This window comes from Rhizobium redzepovicii (assembly GCF_019793435.1).
Taxonomy (GTDB): Bacteria; Pseudomonadota; Alphaproteobacteria; order Rhizobiales; family Rhizobiaceae; genus Rhizobium; species Rhizobium redzepovicii.
Map to the genome: position 1 here is coordinate 61,364 of NZ_JAILYH010000019.1, position 20,924 is coordinate 82,287.

Consider the following 20,924-nt stretch of genomic DNA (forward strand, 5'->3'; position numbering starts at 1 on the left):
TCTTCAGCATGTCCGTCGTCCCACCATCAGCGAAATTTCAAATAAGCATCAACGCTTCGCCTTTGACTGTGACCGCCCGGTGCCGCTATCAGCACGGCGAACTCTTTTCTCCCGAGCAGCCTCATGTCCCTCGACCGCCTTGCCCCCGCTCTTTTCGTTCTGCTCTGGTCCACAGGCTGGGTGGTGGCGAAATATGCGGCGCTGCATTCCGAGCCCTTCACCTTTCTTTCGATACGCTACGGGCTGTCGGCTTTGGCATTCCTGGCGCTCTGCGTGGTGATGCGGGCGCAATGGCCGACAAGCCGGACGACCTGGCTGCGCGCCATCTATTCCGGCTTTTTCCTGCATGGTTTTTATCTCGCTGGCCTGTGGTGGGCGATCGCCAATGGCGTGCCGGCCGGCATATCGGGGATCATCGCGGCGCTGCAGCCGTTGTTGACGGCGATGGCGGCTCCCTTTCTGGTCGGCGAGCGGTTGCAGCAGAAGCAGAAGCTCGGCCTTGCCTTCGGCTTCATCGGCATTGCCATCGCCATTTCGCCGAAGCTCGTCGATCCGGCGACATCAGATCTCACGCATGCCGCCCTGCCGCTGGCGATCAACCTCATCGCCATGGGATCGGTCACCTACGGCACGCTCTATCAGAAGAAACACCTGCAATCCGGCGACCTCAGGACCATCGCGACGCTGCAATATGTCGGGGCGCTGATCCTCACCCTGCCGCTGTCGCTGATCTTCGAGCACCAGCATTTCGATGGTGCCGCACGGGCCTATGCCGCGCTCGCCTGGTCGGTCTTCGGCCTGTCGATGGGCGGTGTCGGGCTGCTGCTCTATCTCATCCGCCGGGGGCAGGTCTCGCGTGCGGCTTCGCTGATCTATCTGATGCCGCCGGCCGTCGCGCTCGAGGCCTTCATCGCCTTCGGGGAGCCACTGACCCTGCCGTTGATTGTGGGCACGGCGATCGTGGTCACGGGTGTCTACATGACAAACCGCAGGGTCGTTCAGCAGGTGCCCGCGAGCGTATAGGCCGCCGGCCGCGCCAAGGCCGCCGCCGGACGAGGAGCGTCTCTTCGTAGACGCAATCGGCGACGGCTACCGGTGCCGCTAAGAAAGTTTTCTTTCCCGACGACATTCCACTCTTGCCGCTAGAACAGGATGAGTTAAGGCCGGGTCGGCCTTAAATCTGAATCCTGTTCTAAATTAAAGAGTTAGAGCATGATGTCGCCCGAAAACCGCTCGCACTTTTCGGCAGCATGCTCTAGTCACCGAACCCCGGACGGAACGCATCGGAGGTCGCCGACGATTGCCGGTGACCTGTTATCCAGAGCATCTTCAGTTCGACTGTGCGTGATCCGCAGGTTGAAAGCAATGATCAGTTGCGGGGCTGCAGCAACGCCAAGGCAATCGTCGATGCAGCCAGGATCGCCGTCACAGTCAATGGTCCCACGGCGCCGTAGTGGTCGACGATATAGCCGCCAAAAACCGCGCCGATACTGATGGCCACCTGAAAAGAGACGACCATCAGGCTACCCGCCGCCTCCAGAGCGTCTGGGGCTGCGCGGGAAAGATTGGTCGGCAGCACGACCGGCGCCATTCCGAAGGCAAAGCCCCAAAGTGCGACGAGGGCGAACGCAATGCCGGTATGGGCGCCCCAAAGCACCAGAGCGAGCGCTGCAACCGTCATCAGCGCGGCGGTGACAGCGAGTGCCAGCCGGATACTGGCATCGGCCATTCGGCCACCGGCAACATTGCCGATCACGGAGGCGATGCCAAATCCGAGCAGTGCCAGGGCGATTGATCGGGTATCAAGGAGCGTTACCTGTTCGAGGAAAGGACGCACATAAACCGACCCGGCAAAATGCCCGGTCATCAGCAAAAGGATGGCAAGCATTCCCAGTTGAATGCCGCCCCGTCGTGTCAGCCGGAAAACATCAGCGATACTGTTGCTTGTGCTTGCAGGAAGCGTCGGCAAGCTGATCAGTTGCAGCAGCATGGCAAGCGCGGCAAGCCCGGCTGTCATCGCCATGGCGCTGCGCCATCCCAGCCAATCGCTGATCAAAGCACCCATTGATGGTGCAGCTATCGTGGCGAGCGAAACGCCGAGGGTGACGATAGCCATGCCCCGACCTGTCGCATTAGCGCCGACCAGCCTCGCCACGACGGCTACTGAAAGCGCCCAAAAGCCGCTCAGCGCGATGCCCAACCCGGCCCGGCCCACCAACAACAGCCAAAAATCAGTCGCCAATGATGCCAGAACATTGGAGCCGATCGCCAGCGCGCTGAGGCTGACCAGCACGGTTTTGCGGTTCAGTCGGCCGATGAGGACGTTGCTCAATAAGGCCGCCACGGCGCCGACAGAAGCGGTGGCGGTGACGACTTGTCCGGCCGTTCCCTCGGAAATGCCGAGATCGCGCGCCATCGGCGTCAACAGGCCCGCCGGCAGGAACTCAGCGGACACCAGCGCAAAGCTGGTGGCTGCCATCGAAACAACGGCAAACCAGGTCGCCGTGTTCCACGCGGATGGTTCATCCGTCTCCAGGCCAATTGCGATCCCGTCGAACTGTGATGTTGAGTCCGTCATTGAACTATCTCCTATGTTCGGAGATTTGATAGACGAAGTTTTCAGGATGATATGTGTCTTAAAATCCGAAATCTATATCCATTCGTCCGGAACTTGTGCGGCGCACAATCCCGGGTGAAACGTTGGTGACGCGTTTGAAGGCGCGCGCGAAAGACGCCTCGGACTCATAGCCCAGCCGGGAAGCAACTTCCGCGATCGACATGCCGCTTTGACCCAACAAATCGCGGGCAAGCTGCATACGCAGACGGACGAGGTAATGTGCCGCGCCTTCACCCAAGATAGCGCTGAAGCGTTCGGCGAAGATCGAGCGCGACTGGCCAGCCACACCAGCGAGGCTTTCGAGGGTCCAGTTATGGCCGGGGTCCCGGTGCATGGCCGCCAATACACGACCGATATGAGGATCCCGGATGGCGGCGAGCCAGCCGGTGGTCGAAGCTCCGCTGCAATTGACCCAGCAGCGGATAAGCCGCGCCGCGAGCAAGTCCGCCATTCGCGATAGCACGGTCGCGCTTCCCATTTGGGGCTGTGTCGCTTCCGCCGACATGGCGGCCAGAAGGGGGCCAACGATCGGGTCATTGCCGGCCACATCGCAGCCCTTGATGATTGGCGGCATCAGAGCGATCAAGGGGTGAAGCGCATGCGCGCCCAAAGCCATGGAACCACAGAAGAGGGTGCTATTCGCCCCCATTCCCTCCCGCACGACATCGCAGACATTGCTTCCCACCCTTGTTATCTGACAGCTTTTAAGCGAATCTCCTTCAACATCCGGCGCGCTGGCTAACCGATGTGCGATGCCTTGAGGCAGCAGAACCAGATCGCCATCGTTTAACTCCTGCCATCCTTCGACTTCGGTATGGATCCAGCACGGACCTTGGCTGACGAAGTGGAAACGAAGCAGCTGTTGTTGCGGAAAGGCGATGCTCCATGGATGCCTGAGCTCGCAGCGGCCATAGTTGACCCCGCTCAAGCGAAAGTCTTGCAGGACTTCGCTCAGGGCATCCATTGGGATAGTTGACGGCGACAACGGCCGGGACGGATGGTCAAGCATTTAGCCAATTTAGGTCTCAAGCGTCCGACATTCAAGCGGATGTGCCCGTCTCGATGTACGGGCGAAGGACCGGCTGGGCCCCGGACTGCCGTTGCGATGTTGCCACCACAAAGAGAGAAAGGCCGGAGCACCTGTCAGATGCTCCGGCCTCCCAACGTAAGACCGGAGATATTCGGCCTTTCCTTTAAATCAATCGGCGCTCAGGCGCGTTCGCGACGTTGGCCACCGCCATTGCGGGAGCCCGAGCCGCCGCGGCCGTTGCCGCCATTGCCCTCGCGGCGCGGTTCGCCGCCCTGGGTCTGCTGCGGGCCGCGGTCTTCGCCATGCTTGCGGGCCGGGCGGCCGTGGGCGTGGCGGCCGTTGCCGCGGTGATGACCGCTCGGCTCGCCATTGGCATGATGGCTATTAGGACCGCCATGGGCAGGACGCTGCGGCTTTGCCGAGGGGCGGAAGTCGGAGGTCGAGACCAGGTCGTTGTCGGGGCCGAGATTGGGGGTGGCTTCGCCGCGGCGCTGGCCGCGGAAATCCTCGTTGCGGCTTGTGCGTTCGGGACGCGGGCGGCGCTCCTGGCGGCTGCCGCGATGCTCCGAGCGGTTCTGATCGCCACGGCCTTCGCCGCGACCCTGGCCTTCGCGACCCTGGCCGCCACCGCGATTGCGGTTGTTGCCATTGCCGTTGCCGCGGCGGGGGCCGGCGCTGCCGATATTGGCCGGCGCTTCGCCGCTTGCGACTGCGATGTCGATGCCCATCAGGCGCTCGATATCGCGCAACAGCTTGGCTTCGTCGGGGGCGCAGAAGGCGATCGCGATGCCGTCGCGGCCGGCGCGCGCCGTGCGGCCGATGCGATGGACATAGGCGTCGGGCACTTCGGGCAGGTCGTAGTTATAGACATGGCTGACGGCCGGGATGTCGATGCCGCGGGCGGCAACGTCGGTGGCGATCAGCGTCTTGATGCTGCCGTCGCGGAAGGCTTTCAGCGCCCGCTCGCGCTGGCCCTGGCTCTTGTTGCCGTGGATCGAGGCGACGGAATAGCCGATATTGTCGAGATGCTTCATCAGCTTCTCGGCGCCGTGCTTGGTGCGCAGGAAGACGATGGCGCGGCCATCGGGATTTTCGGTCAGCGACTTGCGCAGCAGTTCCGTCTTGTCGTTCTTGCCGGCGACGAAATGGACATACTGCTCGACCTTGTCGGCAGCCTTGCCGGGCGGAGTGACTTCGACCTTGACCGGATCGACGAGATATTCGCCGGCGAGATCGGCGATCGTCTTCGGCATGGTGGCCGAAAACAGCATGGTCTGGCGCTTTTTCGGCACCAGCTTGGCGATTTTGCGCAGATCGTGCACGAAGCCGAGATCAAGCATCTGATCGGCTTCGTCGAGCACGAGATAACGCACCGTGGTCAGGGTGATGGCGCGGCGATTGACGAGATCGAGCAGGCGGCCCGGCGTTGCGACCAGGACATCGGTGCCCTTTTCGAGCTGCAGCTGCTGCTTGTTGATCGAGACGCCGCCGACGACGACATTGACGCGCAGGTGCGACTTGCGGATGAACTTCTTCAGATTGTCGGCGATCTGGTTCACCAGTTCGCGGGTCGGCGCCAGGATCAGCGTCCGCGTCGTGCGGTTGTCGGGGCGGCGCTCGTCGGCAAGCAGCTTTTCGATGAGCGGCAGGCCGAAGGCGGCGGTCTTGCCGGTGCCGGTCTGGGCAAGGCCGATCAGGTCTCGGCCCTGGAGGAGAAGGGGGATGGCCTGTTCCTGGATCGGCGTCGGCGTTTCGATGCCGAGCTGGAACAAGGTGGCGACGATCGGCTTGGAGACACCAAGCGATTCAAAATTAGTCAAGGCATAACCTTTCGGGGCGCCACAACGACTATCGCCGGAGCGCACCATGCGATCCGGTTTCATTCTGGCGTCAAGAACCCCGCGTGAAGTGGGAACTTGTGAGTTGGAAAAAGCTTTCCAGCGCTTCTGGCCGCTCATGGGAGTGCGGCGCTCTATCGAAATGCGCTTTTGTCCCTTCTTCCTGCGTCCGTATTTTTTAGCAGGGGCACGCTCACGCGGCGGCCGGAAGGGTGAAAGCTGGGCTGCATTTGGGCTAGTTCGCGCGGAAAGTCAAGTGCAGTGCACAAGAAAGCCTCCGGTAGAACTTAGTCGGGCATCACGAGCAAGAAGCTTTGAGATGCGCTTTCCCAGCCGTTGACGAGGATGGCGATGCGGTGCTCGCCGGGGTAATAGCGCCGGGTGGTGATCGGCCGCAGGGCGTGGCGGCGCTCGATTGCGTGGCTTTGCCCGGGTGCGAGCATGATCGTCTTGCATTTGAAGATCTTGGGCTAGAGCGAGCCGTCGGCCTTCACGTGGTGGATGGCGTAGTCGATCATCAGCGATTGCGCGGTCTCGCCGGCATTGTTGACGTGGATTTCGAAATCCAACCCCTCGCCGAACGTGACCTCGCCGTTCAGGAGGCGTAGTTCGCATGTCAGCGCCGTAGCCGCCCCAAAGCCGAAATTGGCGAGCGCTTGCGCATGACCCTTCTTCAGGAGCGTGCGCGAAGCATGTTTCAGCATTCGGCGCCGCTCGGGCGACGCCCCCTCGATACTGCTGGCGATGAAGGCTGCGACCAGATCCGGGTGATCCTTGGCGATGTCGTTCAGACTGTTGGCAACGGAGCGGCGGACATAATCTTCCGGATCGTCGATCAGCGCGGTCAGGATCGGCAGGATCGGCGCGGGGTCTTTCACAAGTTGCGGCAGGCGCATGGCCCAAGGCAGGCGCGGCCGCGTTCCCTCGCTCGCCAGCCGGCGCACGTGCCGATCAGGGTCGCCGACCCAGCGGGAGATGATGGCGAGCGCGCGCTGCTGGTCGCGGTGGATGAATTGGCGGATACCGAATTCGGCGGTGAAATGCGGCGTCAGCGCCTTCAGCAGATCGAGGCCGAGATCGAAATGATCGGGGCCGCGGGCCGCGATGAACTGGTTGACCGGCAGCAGCATCCAGCCGGAAAGCCCGGGCCTGCCTGAGACAGGCAGGCTCGCCTTCAGGATGGCGGCGGCCTTGGTAAAATCATCGGGAAGCGTGGCAAACAGCGCGTCGCGGATCAGGGCCGAGCGCTCCATCAGCTCCAGCGCCCCGAGGCCATCGGTCGCCAGCGCCACGAAACGGCTCGTGTCGAAGGTGGGCGCATTGGCGGCGATGCGATCGGCCATGTCGGCGACCAGCGCCTGATGCAGCAGATTCTTGAGTGGTTCCGGCATGTTTATACCTCTCACGACTCCTAGCGTATCGGCGCTGTCGATTTCCTGGGAATGAGTGTTGGAGCCGAGATCCGAATACGGTCGTCAGCGAGACGGTCAGTACCCGCAAGAAGATCGAGGGCGTTTGAGGCAATTTGGTCGAGCGGCACCCGCAACGTCGTGAGCGGCGTGGGGAGGTGGCAGACGATCGGAATGTCGTTGTAACCGACGACCGAGATGTCCTGGGGCACGGAAAGGCCGAGTTTCGTCAGTCCCGACAAGGCTCCGATGGCGGTATTGTCGTTGACGGCGAAAACAGCGGTCGGGCGAGGAGTGAGAGTCATCAGTGTCTCGACAGCGAGAGCGCCCGATTCGATGCCGAATGTCGAGGGAACGATGTAGGAGGGATCTGTATTCAATCCAGCTTCTTCCAGAGCCTGCTTGAACCCTTCGACTCGGCCCCGAGCGCTGGAAGCATAGGATGGGCCGGCGATGATCCCAATTCTGCGATGGCCTAGATCGAGCAGATGGCGGGCCGCGAGATAACCGCCAAGCCTGTCGTCGCCAACCGAAGAGAGGCTGTGACCATCGGTTCGAAGAGCAAGGACATACGGGACGCCGCGTTTTGCCAACTCGTCCGGAAAGTCGTCGTCCTCCCGGGCCGTTGAAAGAATCAGTCCATCGACACCGCGTTTCAGAAGAGACTCGGCGGCCAGCCGATCTGCCTTCGGCTTGTCGTCGGTGGTGGCGACGATCGCGAAGCGGCCGGTACGACTACAGGCTTTGGCCAGGGCTTCGTAAAGCATGGCCATGACCGTGTCCGTCAGCCTGGGCACGATCACCCCGACCGTCATGGTGTTGCCGCGCCTGAGGCTTGCTGCAGAAACGTCCCTGACATACCCAAGCTCTTCGGCCACCCTGCGCACCCGACGCGCGGTCTCGCTGTCTGAGCGTGGAAGCCGTTCGTCAAGTAGGCGCGATACGGTCGACTTGGAGACGCCGGCTGCGGCAGCCACGTCGTGAATGTTGACGCGGATCTGGCCGGGAATTTCGTCTGCCTTTGAATTCATTGAGCCTTTTCCACTAGAGTCGGGCAATCCGCCCCCGTTTCCGAAGATGCACTAAAAAAGACATTGACTCCAGCAGTTTCGAGAACGATATTGGGAACGTTCCCGCTAACGATCCTATTGCCGGTCGCTGATGTACGCGATCGCATAGAGGAGGAGATCAAGATGCAACCCATGGACATGCGCGGGCTGAGCCCGGCCCCCGTAACCGCTTTCACCCGCGACGGCGAAGTCGATCACAAAGCCAACGCAAAAATCGCCAAATGGCTGGTTTCGATGGAAGGGGTCAAAAGCCTCGTCATTCTCGGCCATGCCGGCGAGGGTACTTTCCTCACGGAAGACGAGCGGCTGGCGCTCGTCCGCACCTATGTCGAAGCGGTTGACGGCGCCGTTCCGATCATTGCCGGGATTACCGGTGAAGGCACGAAGGTCGCCGCCGAAGAAGCCAGGAAGTGCAAGGCGGCTGGGGCCACCGGCGCGCTCGTCTATCCGAACCACGGTTGGCTGCGCTTCGGCTTTCAGAAGGGTGCGCCCCAGGATCGCTACAAGGCGGTCTGGCAGGAATCCGGCCTGCAGTGCATCCTGTTCCAATATCCCGATGCCACCAAAGCATCCTATGATCTCGACACGCAGCTGGCGATCGCCACCCAGGAAGGCGTCGTCGCCACCAAGAATGGCGTGCGCAACATGAAGCGCTGGTATGTCGAGATTCCGGAACTGAAGAGAGCCAATCCTGATCTGCAAGTTCTGAGCTGCCACGACGAATGGCTGTTGCCGACCATGTTCGACGTCGATGGCCTGCTCGTCGGTTACGGCAATATCGCGCCGGAACTGCTGATCGAGCTGATCAAATCAGGCAGGGCGCAGAACTACCCTGAAGCCCGTAAGATTTTCGAACGCCTTCTTCCGGTGACGCGAGCCGTCTATCATCGCGGCTCCCATATGGAGGGGACCGTCGCGCTCAAACTCGGTCTCGTCCATCGCGGCATCCTTGAGCATGCGACAATCCGCGAACCGCTGAAGAATCTTGGCGCAAAAGCCGAAGCGGAAATCTTTGCCGCCTTCGATGCCGCCGGTATCGGCCGCGTCGACCAGCTCCTGGCCGCCGAGTGATTCATTCGACGCTCCTGTGCATTGCGCAGGGGCGTCGCTTCGATGGGCAGGAGGCAGCGTGGGAGCACAGCCTTGGCCAAAGGTGGCTCGCCGTTCAAAGCGCAGCGCATCAACAGGACAAACCGGCACGCAAAAATAACCATCAAGCAGGAGCGCCCCTGGCCGGGAGAGTGGTAGGCCACGGGGCGAGAAGGAGGAACCAATGAATGTCATGCAGCCTATGCCGGCTGAGACGGCGAATGCCGCTGATCCTCAGGCCGAAATCAGCGCTCGTCTGGAGCGCCTTCCCATCACCCGCGAGGTATTCTGGGCGCGCAATATCGTCGGCGCGGCAACATTCTTCGACGGCTACACGGTCATCGCCATCGCTTATGCCATGCCCGTCCTCGTCCGCGAGTGGGGCCTGACACCCTCACAGACAGGCATGATCCTGTCGATGGGCTATCTGGGGCAGTTGATCGGTGCGATCCTGTTTGGCTGGCTTGCCGAGAAGGTCGGCCGGCTGAAAGTTCTTCTGTTCACGATCCTGCTCTTTGTCAGCATGGATGTCGCATGCCTGTTCGCTGCCGGGGCCGGCATGATGATGGCCTTTCGTTTCGTCCAGGGGATCGGCACCGGCGGCGAGGTTCCGGTCGCCAGCGCCTATATCAACGAGTTGATCGGGTCGAAGGGGCGCGGCAAGTTCTTCCTCCTCTATGAGGTCATGTTCCTGCTGGGCCTCGTCGGCGCCGGGCTGATCGGCTACTTCATGGTACCGGTTTACGGCTGGAAGGCGATGTTCATCGTCGGTCTCGTTCCCGCAATCATCATGATTCCTCTGCGCTGGTTCCTGAAGGAATCACCGCGTTGGCTGGCTGCCAACGGCCGCTATGGCGCAGCAAACGCTATCGTCACCCGCATGGAAGAGAGTGCCCGCGCAGCCGGCAAGGAACTGCCCGAGCCGAAGCTCATCCAGGCGCCGGTCCGCCGCAAGTCGGACTGGCGCGAGCTCTTCCAGGGCATTTACCTGAAGCGGACGCTTTCCATCTGGGCAATGTGGTTTACCGCCTATACGGTGGCCAACGGTACGATCACCTGGTTGCCGACCCTGTATCGACAGGTCTTCAATCTGCCGCTTCAAACCAGCATCTTCTATGGTTTCCTGACGTCGGTCGGCGGCGTGATTGCCGCCGTCATCTGCGCGCTGCTCATCGACAAAGTGGGACGCAAGCGCTGGTACACCGGTGCACTGCTTCTCGCTCCCGTGCCGCTGCTCGCTCTCGCATGGCTCGGCGCGACGTCTCCCATTCAGGTTTTGGTTCTTGCCGGTCTCGCTTATGCGATTGTCCAGACCGTTACATTCTCCCTGTACCTATACTCGGCAGAGATCTACCCAACGCGCCTCAGGGCACTGGGAACAGGAACCGGCAGCGCCTGGCTTCGCTTGGGATCATCGGCCGGTCCGATCCTCGTCGGCACGGTGATGTCTTCCATGGGCATCCAGTATGTCTTTGCGAGCTTCGCAGCCATTCTGATCGTCGGTGCGATCATCACGGTGTTGTTTGCGGTCGAAACCAAGGATCGCGTGCTGGAGGAGCTTTCTCCGTAACGATGCAAATGCGATGTCAGCAATTCGTTCTGGCGGGTGAGAACCCGCCAGAACGAGCTTTCATTTACTCCGGGCAGACTTTGACGCGGTAGGCTTCGCCCCAACGGTCGTAGCGCCATTCGAGGTGGCAATAGGACGGCCGGTAATAGGTCCGATAGACAGGGTAGGGGCGGTAATAGGGGTAGGCGGGATAGGCCGGGCGGGCGGCCTCGGACAACAGGGCGCCGCCGACGACGCCGGCGGCAAGGCCGCCCCAGAAGGCATCGCGTGGACGGGCATCGGCGGTGGTGGCGGTGGCGAGTGAGGCGCCGGCAAGGGTCAGCGCGATCAGGCCCGTCGCCATGCTCTTATGAAGAACGGACATGCTATTTTCCTTGATCTAGACTGGCTTCCATAAAGCCGTGTTCAGACTCCGCCCGGATCGCGGCGGCGCGATGGCCGTGCAAGCGGCTCCCGCATTAAATTTTCGTCATGATTTCAACGAAAGTCGGCGCGAAAAGGGAATGTGCGGACGGTAAGGATTGCAAGTCCGGGTGCACATGTACGGCGGCTTAGCTTGATGAGCCGACTTGTAAAAACACTCTGCTGAAATTTATGGTTAAAACCTTGTTAAAAGCCTTGGCGTTATAATCTTTGTAGTTGATATTTCATTCATTGCGGGAGCGACAATTTCTTGAAATCAGCCGGGGACATACTGGAATTGGCTTGCCGCCGGATCGCCGATCTGGACACCCCGGCCTATGTCAAGAACAGCGAACTGCGCTATGTCGCCGTCAACGAGGCCTATGCCGATTTCCTCGGCCGTGAAATTTCCGATTTCATCGGCAGGCGCAGCCGCGAGCTGTTCGACCGTCCCGAGGAAGAGGAGCGCGAGGATAGGGAGCGCCGCGCGCTGGTGTTCGGCACCGAGGAAAACGCCATCTGTTTCGATGCCGCGGGTCTCGGCCACGAGCGCGTCCAGATCGAAAGTTTTTCGCCGTCGCCGGAGCGGGCCTATGTGCTCGGCATTTTCGAAGGGCGCGAAGCGCCGCGGCGCGCGGTGAACGATAGAGGGGCTGCCGGCAACCCCGGCGCTGCAGCGGATTTTGCCCGTGTGTGCGAGGCGCTGGAAAAGCTCGACCATCCGATCGGCATCTTTGCCGAGGACGGACGCCCGCTGGTCGTCAACGCCGCCTACCGCAACGGCGCAAAGCCGGCTGCTGCCGGCGATACGGGCTGGCACGAGAGCGTCAACGAACGCGATCTGCTGCGCACCATCATGGAGGACCTGCCGGTCGCGGTTTTCGTGCGCGACGACAAACATCGCCTCGTCTATGCCAATCAATATTACGAGAGCTTCAGCGGCTACGAACGCTCTCAGGTGTTGGGGATGACCGAGCACGAGATGTTCGGGCCGGAGGGTGGAGAGGCGATCTACCAGGAAAACCGGCTGGCGCTGGAAGATGGGCTGTCGAAGGAGATCGAAAGCCAGATGCCGGGTAGGGATGGCCGCATTCATCCGCTCATCTCGCGGGTCAACCGCGTCGTGACGGCGGATGGGCGCACCTATGTCGTCGGCTCCTTTTCCAATATCGCGCCGCTTAAGGAGCGAGAGACGGCGCTGATCGAGGCGAAGAAGCAGGAGGAGGCGCTGCATCGGGATATCGAGAACATCCTGCGCTCGCTGCCGATCGGCGTGCTTATCCTCGATAACGACCACCGGATTCTCTCCGCCAACGACGAATTTTACAGCATCTGGGAGCTGCCGCTCGACGATCCCTTCGACGGCCGTCATTTCGTCGATGTCATCCGCCGCAATAACGAGCTCGGCCGCTACGACGGCACGCAGACGGCGGAAGAGATCTACGCCTTCCGCAAGCACCTGTTCGAGACCGATGAACCGGAACCGATCGAGCTCGGTTGGGCGGGCGGAAAATCCGTCATCTTCGACAGCCGGCGCATCTCCAACGACCGGATCCTGCTAACCTACGCCGATATTTCGGCTGTGCGCGAGCGGGAAAAGGAAATTCACGAGACGCGCGCTGCGTTGGAGCGGGTCGGCGAAATGATGCGTGATGCCACGCATGCGATGTCGCAGGGGCTTGCCATCGTCCAGGACGGCATCATCAAAATGTCCAACGAGGCAATGGCCGATATCTTGCGGATTCCGGCTTCCTACATCGAGGCCGGGCAAGGCTGGCTCGGCATGTTCGAATTCTGCGCGGTGCGCGGCGATTTCCACGATGCGGCGGACGAGATCCTGCAGGAGTGGCGCGCCAATATCGCCGCGAGGCAGCCGATCTCCACCGTTTTCCATGTCGGCAGCGAGCGCTGGGTGAACATGGATGCGATGGTCAGCGAGGGACAGCATTGGGTAGCGCTGTTCACCGATGTCACCGATCTGAAGAGCCGTGAGGAGGAACTGCGCCAGCTCTTGTCGCGCGCCGAAGCCGCCGACCGCGCCAAATCCGAATTCCTCGCCAATATGAGTCATGAGATCCGCACGCCGATGAACGGCGTGCTGGGGATGGCGGAGCTGCTGGCCAAGACCAATCTCGATACACGCCAGAAGACCTTCGTCGACATCATCGTCAAGTCAGGCAATGCGCTGCTGACGATCATCAACGACATCCTCGACTTCTCGAAAATCGACGCCGGGCAGATGAAACTGCGCAGAGCCGCCTTCGACATCACCGAAGCGGTGGAGGATGTGGCCACGCTCCTCTCCTCGCATGCCGCCGAGAAGAACATCGAACTGCTGGTGCGGGCGTCTCCCGATCTGCCCGCCGCCGTGATCGGCGATGCCGGCCGTTTCCGCCAGATCGTCACCAATCTCGTCGGCAACGCGGTCAAATTCACCGAGCGCGGCCATGTCTTCGTCGATGTCGGGTTCCAGGCGGCCGGGGGCGGCGAGATCATGGCGAGCATCCGCATCGAGGATACGGGTATCGGCATCCCGGCCGAAAAGCTCGAATCGGTCTTCGACAAATTCTCGCAGGTTGACGCTTCCTCGACCCGGCGGCATGAGGGAACGGGTCTCGGGCTTGCGATCACCGCCGGCCTCGTCGATCTCTTCGGCGGTTATCTCAATGTCGAGAGCGAATGGGGCAAGGGCTCGGTCTTCACCGTCAACCTGCCGTTTGCGGTGGCGGCCGCCCGGCTCGAGCCGAAACCGCTGCCGATCAACGTGCAGGGTGCGCGCATCCTTGTTGTCGACGACAATGACGTCAACCGGCGGATCCTGACCGAGCAGCTGTCGCTTTGGGGCTTCGACGGCGTGGCGGCCGAAGGCGGCGGCACCGGTCTGGCGATCCTGGAGGCGGCTGCCGATCTCGGCATCACCGTCGATGCCGTTGTGCTCGACTATCACATGCCCGATATGAACGGCGCCGATGTTGCGCGCCGGCTGCGCGCCGATCGCCGCTTCGTCGAGCTGCCGATCATCTTCCTCACATCGATGGATATTTCAGGCACGGAAAAGGAATTCGCGGCGCTGAACGGCCACGCGCATCTGATGAAGCCGGCGCGCGCCAACGTGCTGCGCAACACCGTCGTCGAAGTGGTGCGCGCCAGCCGCGTCAAGCAGGCTTCAGAGGCCGAGATCGCCCGGCTGCAGGCGCAGGCGGACGCGCCTGTCCCGCCGCCTGCGCCGGTGCCGCAGCAGCGGGCCGCCGAATTCGTCGACGTGCTCGTCGCCGAGGACAACGAAGTCAACCAGATCGTCTTCACGCAGATCCTGCAGGGAACCGGCCTTTCCTTCCTCGTCGTCGACAATGGCGAGGAAGCGGTCGCCGCCTGGGAGCGGCATACGCCGCGGATCATCATGATGGACGTGTCGATGCCGGTCATGAACGGCCATCAGGCGACCCAGACGATCCGCGAAAGGGAAAAGGGGCAGGGCCACCGGGTGCCGATCATCGGCGTCACTGCCCATGCACTCGAAAGCGATCGCGAGCTCTGCCTCGATGCCGGCATGGACGACTATATGTCGAAGCCGATCAGCCCCGAACTGCTGGAAGAGAAGATCCGGCAATGGCTCGGCAAGGACGAGGAGCAGCCGGGGCGTACCAGCTACTGATCTGCTTACTTGCCGGATGCCTTGATGCCACAAAGCATTTCGCGTTTGCCGGCGAAGCCTTGGCGGCGCTCGACGGAAAAACCTGCGGCGATGAGATTTCGGCGCACGAAACCGGCGGCCGCATAAGTGGCGAAGGTGCCGCCGGGTGCCGCTTTCTCACAGACCAGCCGCATCAGTTCCTCCGACCACATGTCGCCGTTGCGCGACGGGGCGAAGCCGTCGAGATACCAGGCGTCGAAGCCGGGCTTTGCGGCCGCGACGCCTTCGAGTGCTGCGCCGCAGACGACGCTGAGCCTCGTCTGCTCGTCGAGGTCGAGCGAGACCGTATCGGCAGGCGTTTCCGGCCAGGACGCCGTCAGCGCCTGGCGTTCGGCATCGATCTCCGGCCAGTGCGACAGCGCCCGGCCGATCTCCTCGCCGCGCATCGGGTGGAGTTCGAAGGAGATGAAATGCAGATGCTGGCCGGCTGCGCGATGCTGCGTCCATTGCCGCCAGGTCTCGGCGAAGTTCAGGCCGGTGCCGAAGCCGAGTTCGCCGATCACGAACGTCCGTCGCCCGTTCCAGCGCTCCGGCAGCCCGTTGCCGGCGAGGAAGACATGGCCGCATTCCAGCCGACCGTCCGTCTGGCAATAAAAATGATCGCCAAAGGCGGTGGAATAAGGCATATCGCCGTCGCGCCATTCGAGCGGCTGCGGCGCGCCCGCGCCAATCTGATCGGGGTTCACGTCTGTCATGGAAAAAGCCGATAATCCTCGGCCGGTCTCAGGTCAATCATCCTGCGAATTGCTGATCGTCGGCGGCGGCATCATGGGTCTCTGGGCAGCCGTTCATGCCGAACGCCGCGGCATCGATACGATCGTAGCCGACGCCGGCAGGTTGGGCGGGGGCGCAAGCGGTGGCCTGCTCGGCGCGCTGATGCCGCATATGCCGGATCGGTGGTCTGAGAAGAAGCAGTTCCAATTCGATGCGCTGGTCTCGCTCGAGGCCGAGATCGCGACGCTCGAAGCGATGACGGGGCTTTCGGCGGGCTATCGCCGTTCGGGACGGCTGATCCCGCTGCCGAAGCCGCATCTCGAGATAATCGCGCGCCGCCACTGCGAGGACGCCGAACGCCATTGGCAGGCCGACGCGCGCCGGTTCCACTGGCATGTGTTCGACACTCCGCCGGTCGGCGGCTGGATCGAGGCGTCGGCCGGCGAGAGCGGCTTCATACATGACACGCTCGCCGCCCGCGTCGCGCCACGTTCGCTGATCGCGGCACTCGTCACCTTGCTGCGGCAGGCCAAACGTGTACGCATTCTGGAGCATGCAGCCGTTGCCGGCCTTGATCCGGATCGCGGCGTGGCTGAGATAGGCGGCGAAACTATCGCTTTCCGTCACTGCATCCTGGCCGCTGGCCATCAATCCTTTCCGTTGCTGCAGGGCCTCACGCCGGGGTTGAAACAGCCGCTCGGCCAGCCGGTCAAGGGGCAGGCGGCGCTGCTGAAAGCCGATCTCGACCCGGCGCTGCCGACGATCTTTCTCGACGGGCTCTATGTCGTAGCGCATGAGGGCGGTTATGCGGCGATCGGCAGTACCAGCGAGAATCGTTTCGACGATCCCACTTCGACCGATGGCCAACTCGACGCGCTGATCGGCGCGGCGCGGGAGATTGTGCCGGCACTCCACGACGCTGCCGTCGTCGAACGCTGGGCCGGGCTTCGCCCGAAGGCGGTCGACCGCGATCCGATGATCGGCCGCCATCCCGAGCACTCGCGCCTCATCGCGCTGACCGGCGGTTTCAAGGTCAGCTTCGGCCTGGCCCACCGGCTGGCGGAAGCGGCGATATGTATCGCAGGCGATAGAGACTGCGGGTTTGCACTTCCGGAAAGCTTCGATATTTCAAGTCATATCGCGGTGGCTTCACGTTAAACGTGAATTCGGCGCCGCTTCGTTTCGTTATTCTGTCATGCAAATCACCTATCTGCTTGCGCATCGACAGCGCCTGAGATCACCGGCGCTCCTTTTCCTGATGGAGGAAATCGCATGCGCTATGCCATTTGCTTCACGCCCCCGGCGAGCGACCCGCTATCGCTTATGGCCGCCCATTGGCTTGGCCGAAACGTGTTTTCAGGTGAGATGCTGGAGCCTCCGGCGGTGCGCGGCCTCGGCATTCATGAGATTGCCTTCCATACGGCCGTGCCGCGGCGCTATGGTTTTCATGGCCTTTTGAAAGCGCCGTTCCACCTGTGTCCGGAACTGTCCGAATCGCAACTCCTGCGCGACCTCATGCGTTTTTCCGGGACTGTCCTTCCCTTCCAGATTCCGCGCCTCGAAGTCGCCCGGCTCGGCAATTTCTACAGCCTGCTGCCGAGTGTTCCCTGCGAGCGGATTCAATATCTCGCTTCGGCGATCGTGCAGGAATTCGACCGTTTCCGCGCGCCGCTGAGCGAGGCCGACATCGAACGCAGCGATCCGGATGGCTTGTCGGCCGCGCAGTTCTCAAACCTGCATCGCTGGGGCAATCCTTACGTGATGGAGGAATTCCGCTTCCATATGCCGGTGACAGGCCCGGTCAACGCGATCGACATGCCGCGCATCGAGCCAGCGCTGCGGATGATTTTCGAGCCTGTGCTCAGCGAACCAGTCCTGGTTTCGAACGTGGCGCTGATGATCGAAGAGGGCACCGGCGGTCCTTTCCGCGTTCATTCTCTGCACCCGATGGGCAAGGTCAGCGCGCGCAAGATCGCCTGACAAGAGATAAGCTAACGTATTGCGCAGAAAGGATAAAAATCCGCTGCGCAGTTTCCGTCTCGACATTCCGGCTGCGGATGCTACCGTTCTTCGTCTTTTCAGAAGGTGATTTGATGGTATCCGAGACTTATCCGCGCAATCTCGTCGGCTACGGGCGTCAGACGCCCGATCCGAAATGGCCTGAAGAGGCACACGTCGCCGTGCAGTTCGTCATCAATTACGAGGAGGGCGGCGAAAGCTCGATCCTCGACGGGGATCCGGCGTCCGAAAACCTGCTGTCGGAGATCGTCGGCGCGGCGGCCTGGCCTGGGCAGCGCAATCTCAACATGGAATCGATCTACGAATATGGTTCGCGCGCCGGTTTCTGGCGGCTCTGGCGGATGTTCACCGATCTCAAGGTGCAAGCGACCGTCTACGGCGTGACGCTGGCGATGGCGCGCAACCCCGAGGCCGTCGCGGCGATGAAGGAAGCCGGCTGGGAGATCGCCAGCCACGGTTACCGCTGGCTGGAATATAAGGATTTTCCGGAAGACTTGGAGCGCAAGCATATCCTCGAAGCCGTGCGCCTGCACACCGAACTGACCGGCGAGCGGCCCTACGGCATGTATCAGGGCAAGCCCTCCGACAATACGCTGCGGCTGGTGCAGGAGGAGGGCGGCTTCCTCTATTCCTCCGATTCCTATGCCGACGACCTGCCTTTCTGGGTGAAGGGCGTCGACGGGAAACCTTTCCTGATCATTCCCTACACACTCGAAACCAACGACATGCGTTTCGCGACGCCGCAGGGCTTCAACACCGGCGATCAGTTCTTCACCTATCTCAAGGATGCCTTCGATACGCTTTATGAGGAAGGCAAGGCGGGCAGCCCGAAGATGATGTCGGTCGGCCTGCATTGCCGTCTCGTCGGGCGCCCCGGCCGGGCGGCGGCGCTGAAGCGCTTCATCGAATATGTGCTGAAACACGACAAGGTCTGGATTCCGCGCCGCATCGAGATCGCCGCGCATTGGCACAAGCATCATCAGCCGGACGCGATCTGATGCTGTCGCGCGAGGATTTCGTTTTCCGCTTCGGCGGCGTCTTCGAACATTCGCCTTTCATCGCCGAGCGTGCCTATGACGCCGGCGGCCTGACCGAGCCGCTGACGGCATCAGGCGTGCATGCGGCGCTTGCGGCCGTCTTCCGCGCCGCAAGCCCGGAGGAACGTCTCGGCGTGCTCCGCGCCCACCCCGATCTTGCCGGGCGTCTTGCCATATCCGGCGAACTTACCGAAGACAGCCGCAAGGAGCAGTCCGGCGCCGGTCTCGACCGCCTGAGCCCTGCCGAACACGCCCGCTTCACCGAACTCAATTCGGCCTATGTCGAAAAATATGGCTTTCCCTTCATCATCGCCGTCAAAGGACTCGGCAAGGAGGATATTCTGGAAGCTTTTGAAACACGGATCGGCAACGGCCGGGACGAAGAATTTGCGACCGCGACTGCGCAGGTCGAAAAGATCGCGCTGCTGCGTCTGACCTCGATGCTGCCGGAGGCGGAATGAAGGAGAGGCGTGCCATCGACTATCTCAATGACATGCAAAAGGCGGCATCCGAAGCGCTGTCCTTCATCGGCGGAATGGATGAGGCGGCTTTCGCCGAGGATCAGCTCACTTTCAAGGCCGTTGCCTTCTGCCACTTCACCATCGGTGCCGCGGCATCCCGTCTGCTGGTGACGCATCCGGAATTTGCCACCGAGCATCCCGGCCTGCCGTGGACAAAGATCTGCGGCACGGGCAATCGCATCCTCGACGATGTCTTCGATCTCGATCCTTCGGACATCTGGGAGGCGACCTATCGGACGCTGCCGGAGCTTCTTCGCGAGATCGATGCCGTCCGCAACTGGCATGCCCAAGGTGAGTGAGGCCATGCCCGAATTTCTCGACATTTGCCCGCTCACCAGCGCTGCCTTCGCTGCCTTCGGCGAAGTCATCGAAGCCGATCCGGCCTCGATGCGGCTCATCAATGGTGGCACGACCGAACGGTTTCACGCGCTGGCTGTGGCGGAGGCGGCGGGCGAGGGCGCGCGCGTCATCATCAATCTGTTTCGCGGCCAGCCGCGCAGTTTCCCCTATGATGTCGATATGATGGAGCGTCATCCTTTCGGCAGCCAGAGTTTCTCGCCGGTTTCCGGCCGTCCTTTTCTGGTCGTCGTCGCCGAGGACGAGAGCGGACGCCCGGGCAGGCCGCAGGTGTTTTACGCGCGGGGGGACCAGGGTGTGAACTACCGCCGCAATGTCTGGCATCATCCGCTGATGGCGCTTGGCCAAGTCTCCGATTTCCTGGTCGTCGATCGCGAGGGGCCAGGCAACAATCTGGAGGAATTCTTCTTCGAAACCCCCTTCGTCATCAGAGAGCCAGCCCCATGACCGGACTGACCACGCATGTTCTCGATACCGCCTTGGGCAAGCCAGCCGAGCGGCTCAGGATCGATCTTTTCCAGCTCGATGGCGAAATCCGCAGGCATCTGAAGACGGTCGAGACCAATGCCGATGGCCGGGTCGACGGCGGCCCCATCCTTGCCGGCGAAAATTTCCGGGCCGGCACCTATGAACTGGTCTTCCACGCCGGTGATTATCTGAGGGGGAGCGGCACGCCGCTGCCGCATCCGGCTTTCCTCGATCTTGTACCGATCCGTTTCGGCATCGCCGATATCACGGCGCACTACCATGTGCCGCTGCTGATCTCGCCCTACGGCTATTCCACCTATCGAGGCAGTTAATTATGAAATTCGCCGCGATCGCCGACATTCACGGCAACCATCTGGCGCTTGAAGCCGTGCTTTCGGATATTCGCGCTGAAGGTATCGAGGAGATCGTCAACCTCGGCGATTTCTTCAGCGGTCCGCTCGATGCCGGCCGGACGGCGGAGCTGCTGATGCCGCTTGGCCTGACCTCGGTCTGCGGCAATCATGACCGCTACCTGATCGAGCAGGATCCGGCGACGATGCATGTTTCGGATGCCTCAGCCTATCGGCAGCTGACGCCGGCCCATCTCGACTGGATCCGCGGCCTGCCGTTCGACACGGTCTATCGCGGCGAGGCCTATCTCTGCCATGCGACCCCAAAGAACGACAATCTCTATTGGCTGGAATCGGTCTCGCCCGAAGGATTGGTCTTCCTGAAGCCGATCGAGGCGATCGAGGCGCTGGCTGAGGGTATCGACCTGCCGCTGATCCTCTGCGGCCACAGCCATCTTCCCCGCGCCGTCCGGCTCTCCGACGGCCGCCTGATCGTCAATCCCGGCAGCGTCGGCTGCCCCGCCTATGACGATGTGCTGCCTTACTACCACAAGGTCGAGGCCGGCCACCCGCTGGCGAGCTACGCTATTCTGGAAAAGACGGCGGCCGGATGGATATGGCAGTTTCGAACCGTTGCCTACGACCATGTGGCGATGTCGGCACTGGCCGGCGAAAGGGGCCGTGCCGACTGGGCGAGTGCCTTGGCGGCGGGCTGGGTGAGATAGCCAAGACCCGCCTG

18 protein-coding genes and 1 pseudogene are annotated in these 20,924 nt (G+C 61.9%); 12 read left to right on the forward strand and 7 right to left on the reverse strand.

Going from position 1 to position 20,924, the window contains the following annotated elements; genetic code table 11:
- Positions 1-123 precede the first annotated feature (123 nt).
- On the forward strand, positions 124-1,023 hold the full coding sequence (locus tag K6N12_RS26665) for a DMT family transporter (RefSeq protein WP_131711389.1): 900 nt from the start codon (positions 124-126) through the stop codon (positions 1,021-1,023).
- 346 nt (positions 1,024-1,369) lie between these two features.
- Here the strand turns inward: K6N12_RS26665 and K6N12_RS26670 are convergent, their stop codons facing one another.
- From K6N12_RS26670 to K6N12_RS26690, 5 genes and pseudogenes are all read right to left on the reverse strand, one after another.
- Complete coding sequence (locus K6N12_RS26670) at positions 1,370-2,578, reverse strand: MFS transporter (RefSeq protein WP_097626506.1); 1,209 nt, start codon at positions 2,576-2,578, stop codon at positions 1,370-1,372.
- A gap of 58 nt (positions 2,579-2,636) precedes the next feature.
- Positions 2,637-3,626: an AraC family transcriptional regulator gene (locus K6N12_RS26675; RefSeq protein WP_165503945.1), complete on the reverse strand. Its 990-nt coding sequence runs from the start codon at positions 3,624-3,626 to the stop codon at positions 2,637-2,639.
- A 200-nt stretch (positions 3,627-3,826) separates the two neighbouring features.
- A complete protein-coding gene (locus tag K6N12_RS26680; protein ID WP_097626508.1) occupies positions 3,827-5,515 on the reverse strand; it encodes a DEAD/DEAH box helicase in 1,689 nt (562 codons plus the stop codon).
- A gap of 257 nt (positions 5,516-5,772) precedes the next feature.
- Positions 5,773-6,876: pseudogene (locus tag K6N12_RS26685) on the reverse strand (DNA alkylation repair protein).
- Between the two features lie 20 nt (positions 6,877-6,896).
- A complete protein-coding gene (locus K6N12_RS26690; protein WP_097626510.1) occupies positions 6,897-7,925 on the reverse strand; it encodes a LacI family DNA-binding transcriptional regulator in 1,029 nt (342 codons plus the stop codon).
- 162 nt (positions 7,926-8,087) lie between these two features.
- On the opposite strand from K6N12_RS26690, the gene K6N12_RS26695 reads away from it, so the two are divergent.
- On the forward strand, positions 8,088-9,035 hold the full coding sequence (locus K6N12_RS26695) for a dihydrodipicolinate synthase family protein (RefSeq protein ID WP_165503944.1): 948 nt from the start codon (positions 8,088-8,090) through the stop codon (positions 9,033-9,035).
- 202 nt (positions 9,036-9,237) lie between these two features.
- Positions 9,238-10,623, forward strand: a complete 1,386-nt coding sequence (locus K6N12_RS26700; protein WP_097626514.1) for an MFS transporter — start codon at positions 9,238-9,240, stop codon at positions 10,621-10,623.
- 64 nt (positions 10,624-10,687) lie between these two features.
- Here K6N12_RS26700 and K6N12_RS26705 read toward each other — a convergent pair whose 3' ends face one another.
- Complete coding sequence (locus K6N12_RS26705; RefSeq protein WP_097626516.1) at positions 10,688-10,987, reverse strand: hypothetical protein; 300 nt, start codon at positions 10,985-10,987, stop codon at positions 10,688-10,690.
- A 309-nt stretch (positions 10,988-11,296) separates the two neighbouring features.
- On the opposite strand from K6N12_RS26705, the gene K6N12_RS26710 reads away from it, so the two are divergent.
- The gene (locus K6N12_RS26710; RefSeq protein ID WP_131711388.1) at positions 11,297-14,680 is read left to right on the forward strand and encodes a response regulator; all 3,384 of its coding nucleotides are present in this window, start codon (positions 11,297-11,299) and stop codon (positions 14,678-14,680) included.
- Between the two features lie 5 nt (positions 14,681-14,685).
- On the opposite strand, the gene mnmC2 is transcribed toward K6N12_RS26710, so the two are convergent.
- Complete coding sequence (gene mnmC2 / locus K6N12_RS26715) at positions 14,686-15,414, reverse strand: tRNA (5-methylaminomethyl-2-thiouridine)(34)-methyltransferase MnmC2 (protein ID WP_097626520.1); 729 nt, start codon at positions 15,412-15,414, stop codon at positions 14,686-14,688.
- On the opposite strand from mnmC2, the gene K6N12_RS26720 reads away from it, so the two are divergent.
- From K6N12_RS26720 to K6N12_RS26755, 8 genes are all read left to right on the forward strand, one after another.
- Positions 15,413-16,591, forward strand: coding sequence for an NAD(P)/FAD-dependent oxidoreductase (locus tag K6N12_RS26720; RefSeq protein WP_097626522.1), 1,179 nt, complete (start codon positions 15,413-15,415; stop codon positions 16,589-16,591). The genes mnmC2 and K6N12_RS26720 overlap by 2 nt on opposite strands.
- A gap of 114 nt (positions 16,592-16,705) precedes the next feature.
- Complete coding sequence (locus K6N12_RS26725) at positions 16,706-17,413, forward strand: DUF1045 domain-containing protein (protein ID WP_097626524.1); 708 nt, start codon at positions 16,706-16,708, stop codon at positions 17,411-17,413.
- A gap of 113 nt (positions 17,414-17,526) precedes the next feature.
- The gene (gene puuE / locus K6N12_RS26730; RefSeq protein WP_097626526.1) at positions 17,527-18,450 is read left to right on the forward strand and encodes an allantoinase PuuE; all 924 of its coding nucleotides are present in this window, start codon (positions 17,527-17,529) and stop codon (positions 18,448-18,450) included.
- Positions 18,450-18,950, forward strand: a complete 501-nt coding sequence (gene uraD, locus K6N12_RS26735) for a 2-oxo-4-hydroxy-4-carboxy-5-ureidoimidazoline decarboxylase (RefSeq protein WP_097626528.1) — start codon at positions 18,450-18,452, stop codon at positions 18,948-18,950. Before puuE ends, uraD begins: the two co-directional genes overlap by 1 nt.
- Entirely contained in the window at positions 18,947-19,309 is a 363-nt protein-coding gene (locus K6N12_RS26740; RefSeq protein WP_003592892.1) for a HepT-like ribonuclease domain-containing protein, read from the forward strand. The genes uraD and K6N12_RS26740 overlap by 4 nt, the downstream gene beginning before the upstream one ends.
- 4 nt (positions 19,310-19,313) lie before the next feature.
- Positions 19,314-19,814: an ureidoglycolate lyase gene (locus tag K6N12_RS26745; protein ID WP_097626529.1), complete on the forward strand. Its 501-nt coding sequence runs from the start codon at positions 19,314-19,316 to the stop codon at positions 19,812-19,814.
- Complete coding sequence (gene uraH / locus K6N12_RS26750) at positions 19,811-20,167, forward strand: hydroxyisourate hydrolase (protein WP_097626531.1); 357 nt, start codon at positions 19,811-19,813, stop codon at positions 20,165-20,167. Before K6N12_RS26745 ends, uraH begins: the two co-directional genes overlap by 4 nt.
- A gap of 2 nt (positions 20,168-20,169) precedes the next feature.
- Positions 20,170-20,910: a metallophosphoesterase family protein gene (locus tag K6N12_RS26755; RefSeq protein ID WP_097626533.1), complete on the forward strand. Its 741-nt coding sequence runs from the start codon at positions 20,170-20,172 to the stop codon at positions 20,908-20,910.
- Positions 20,911-20,924: the final 14 nt, after the last annotated feature.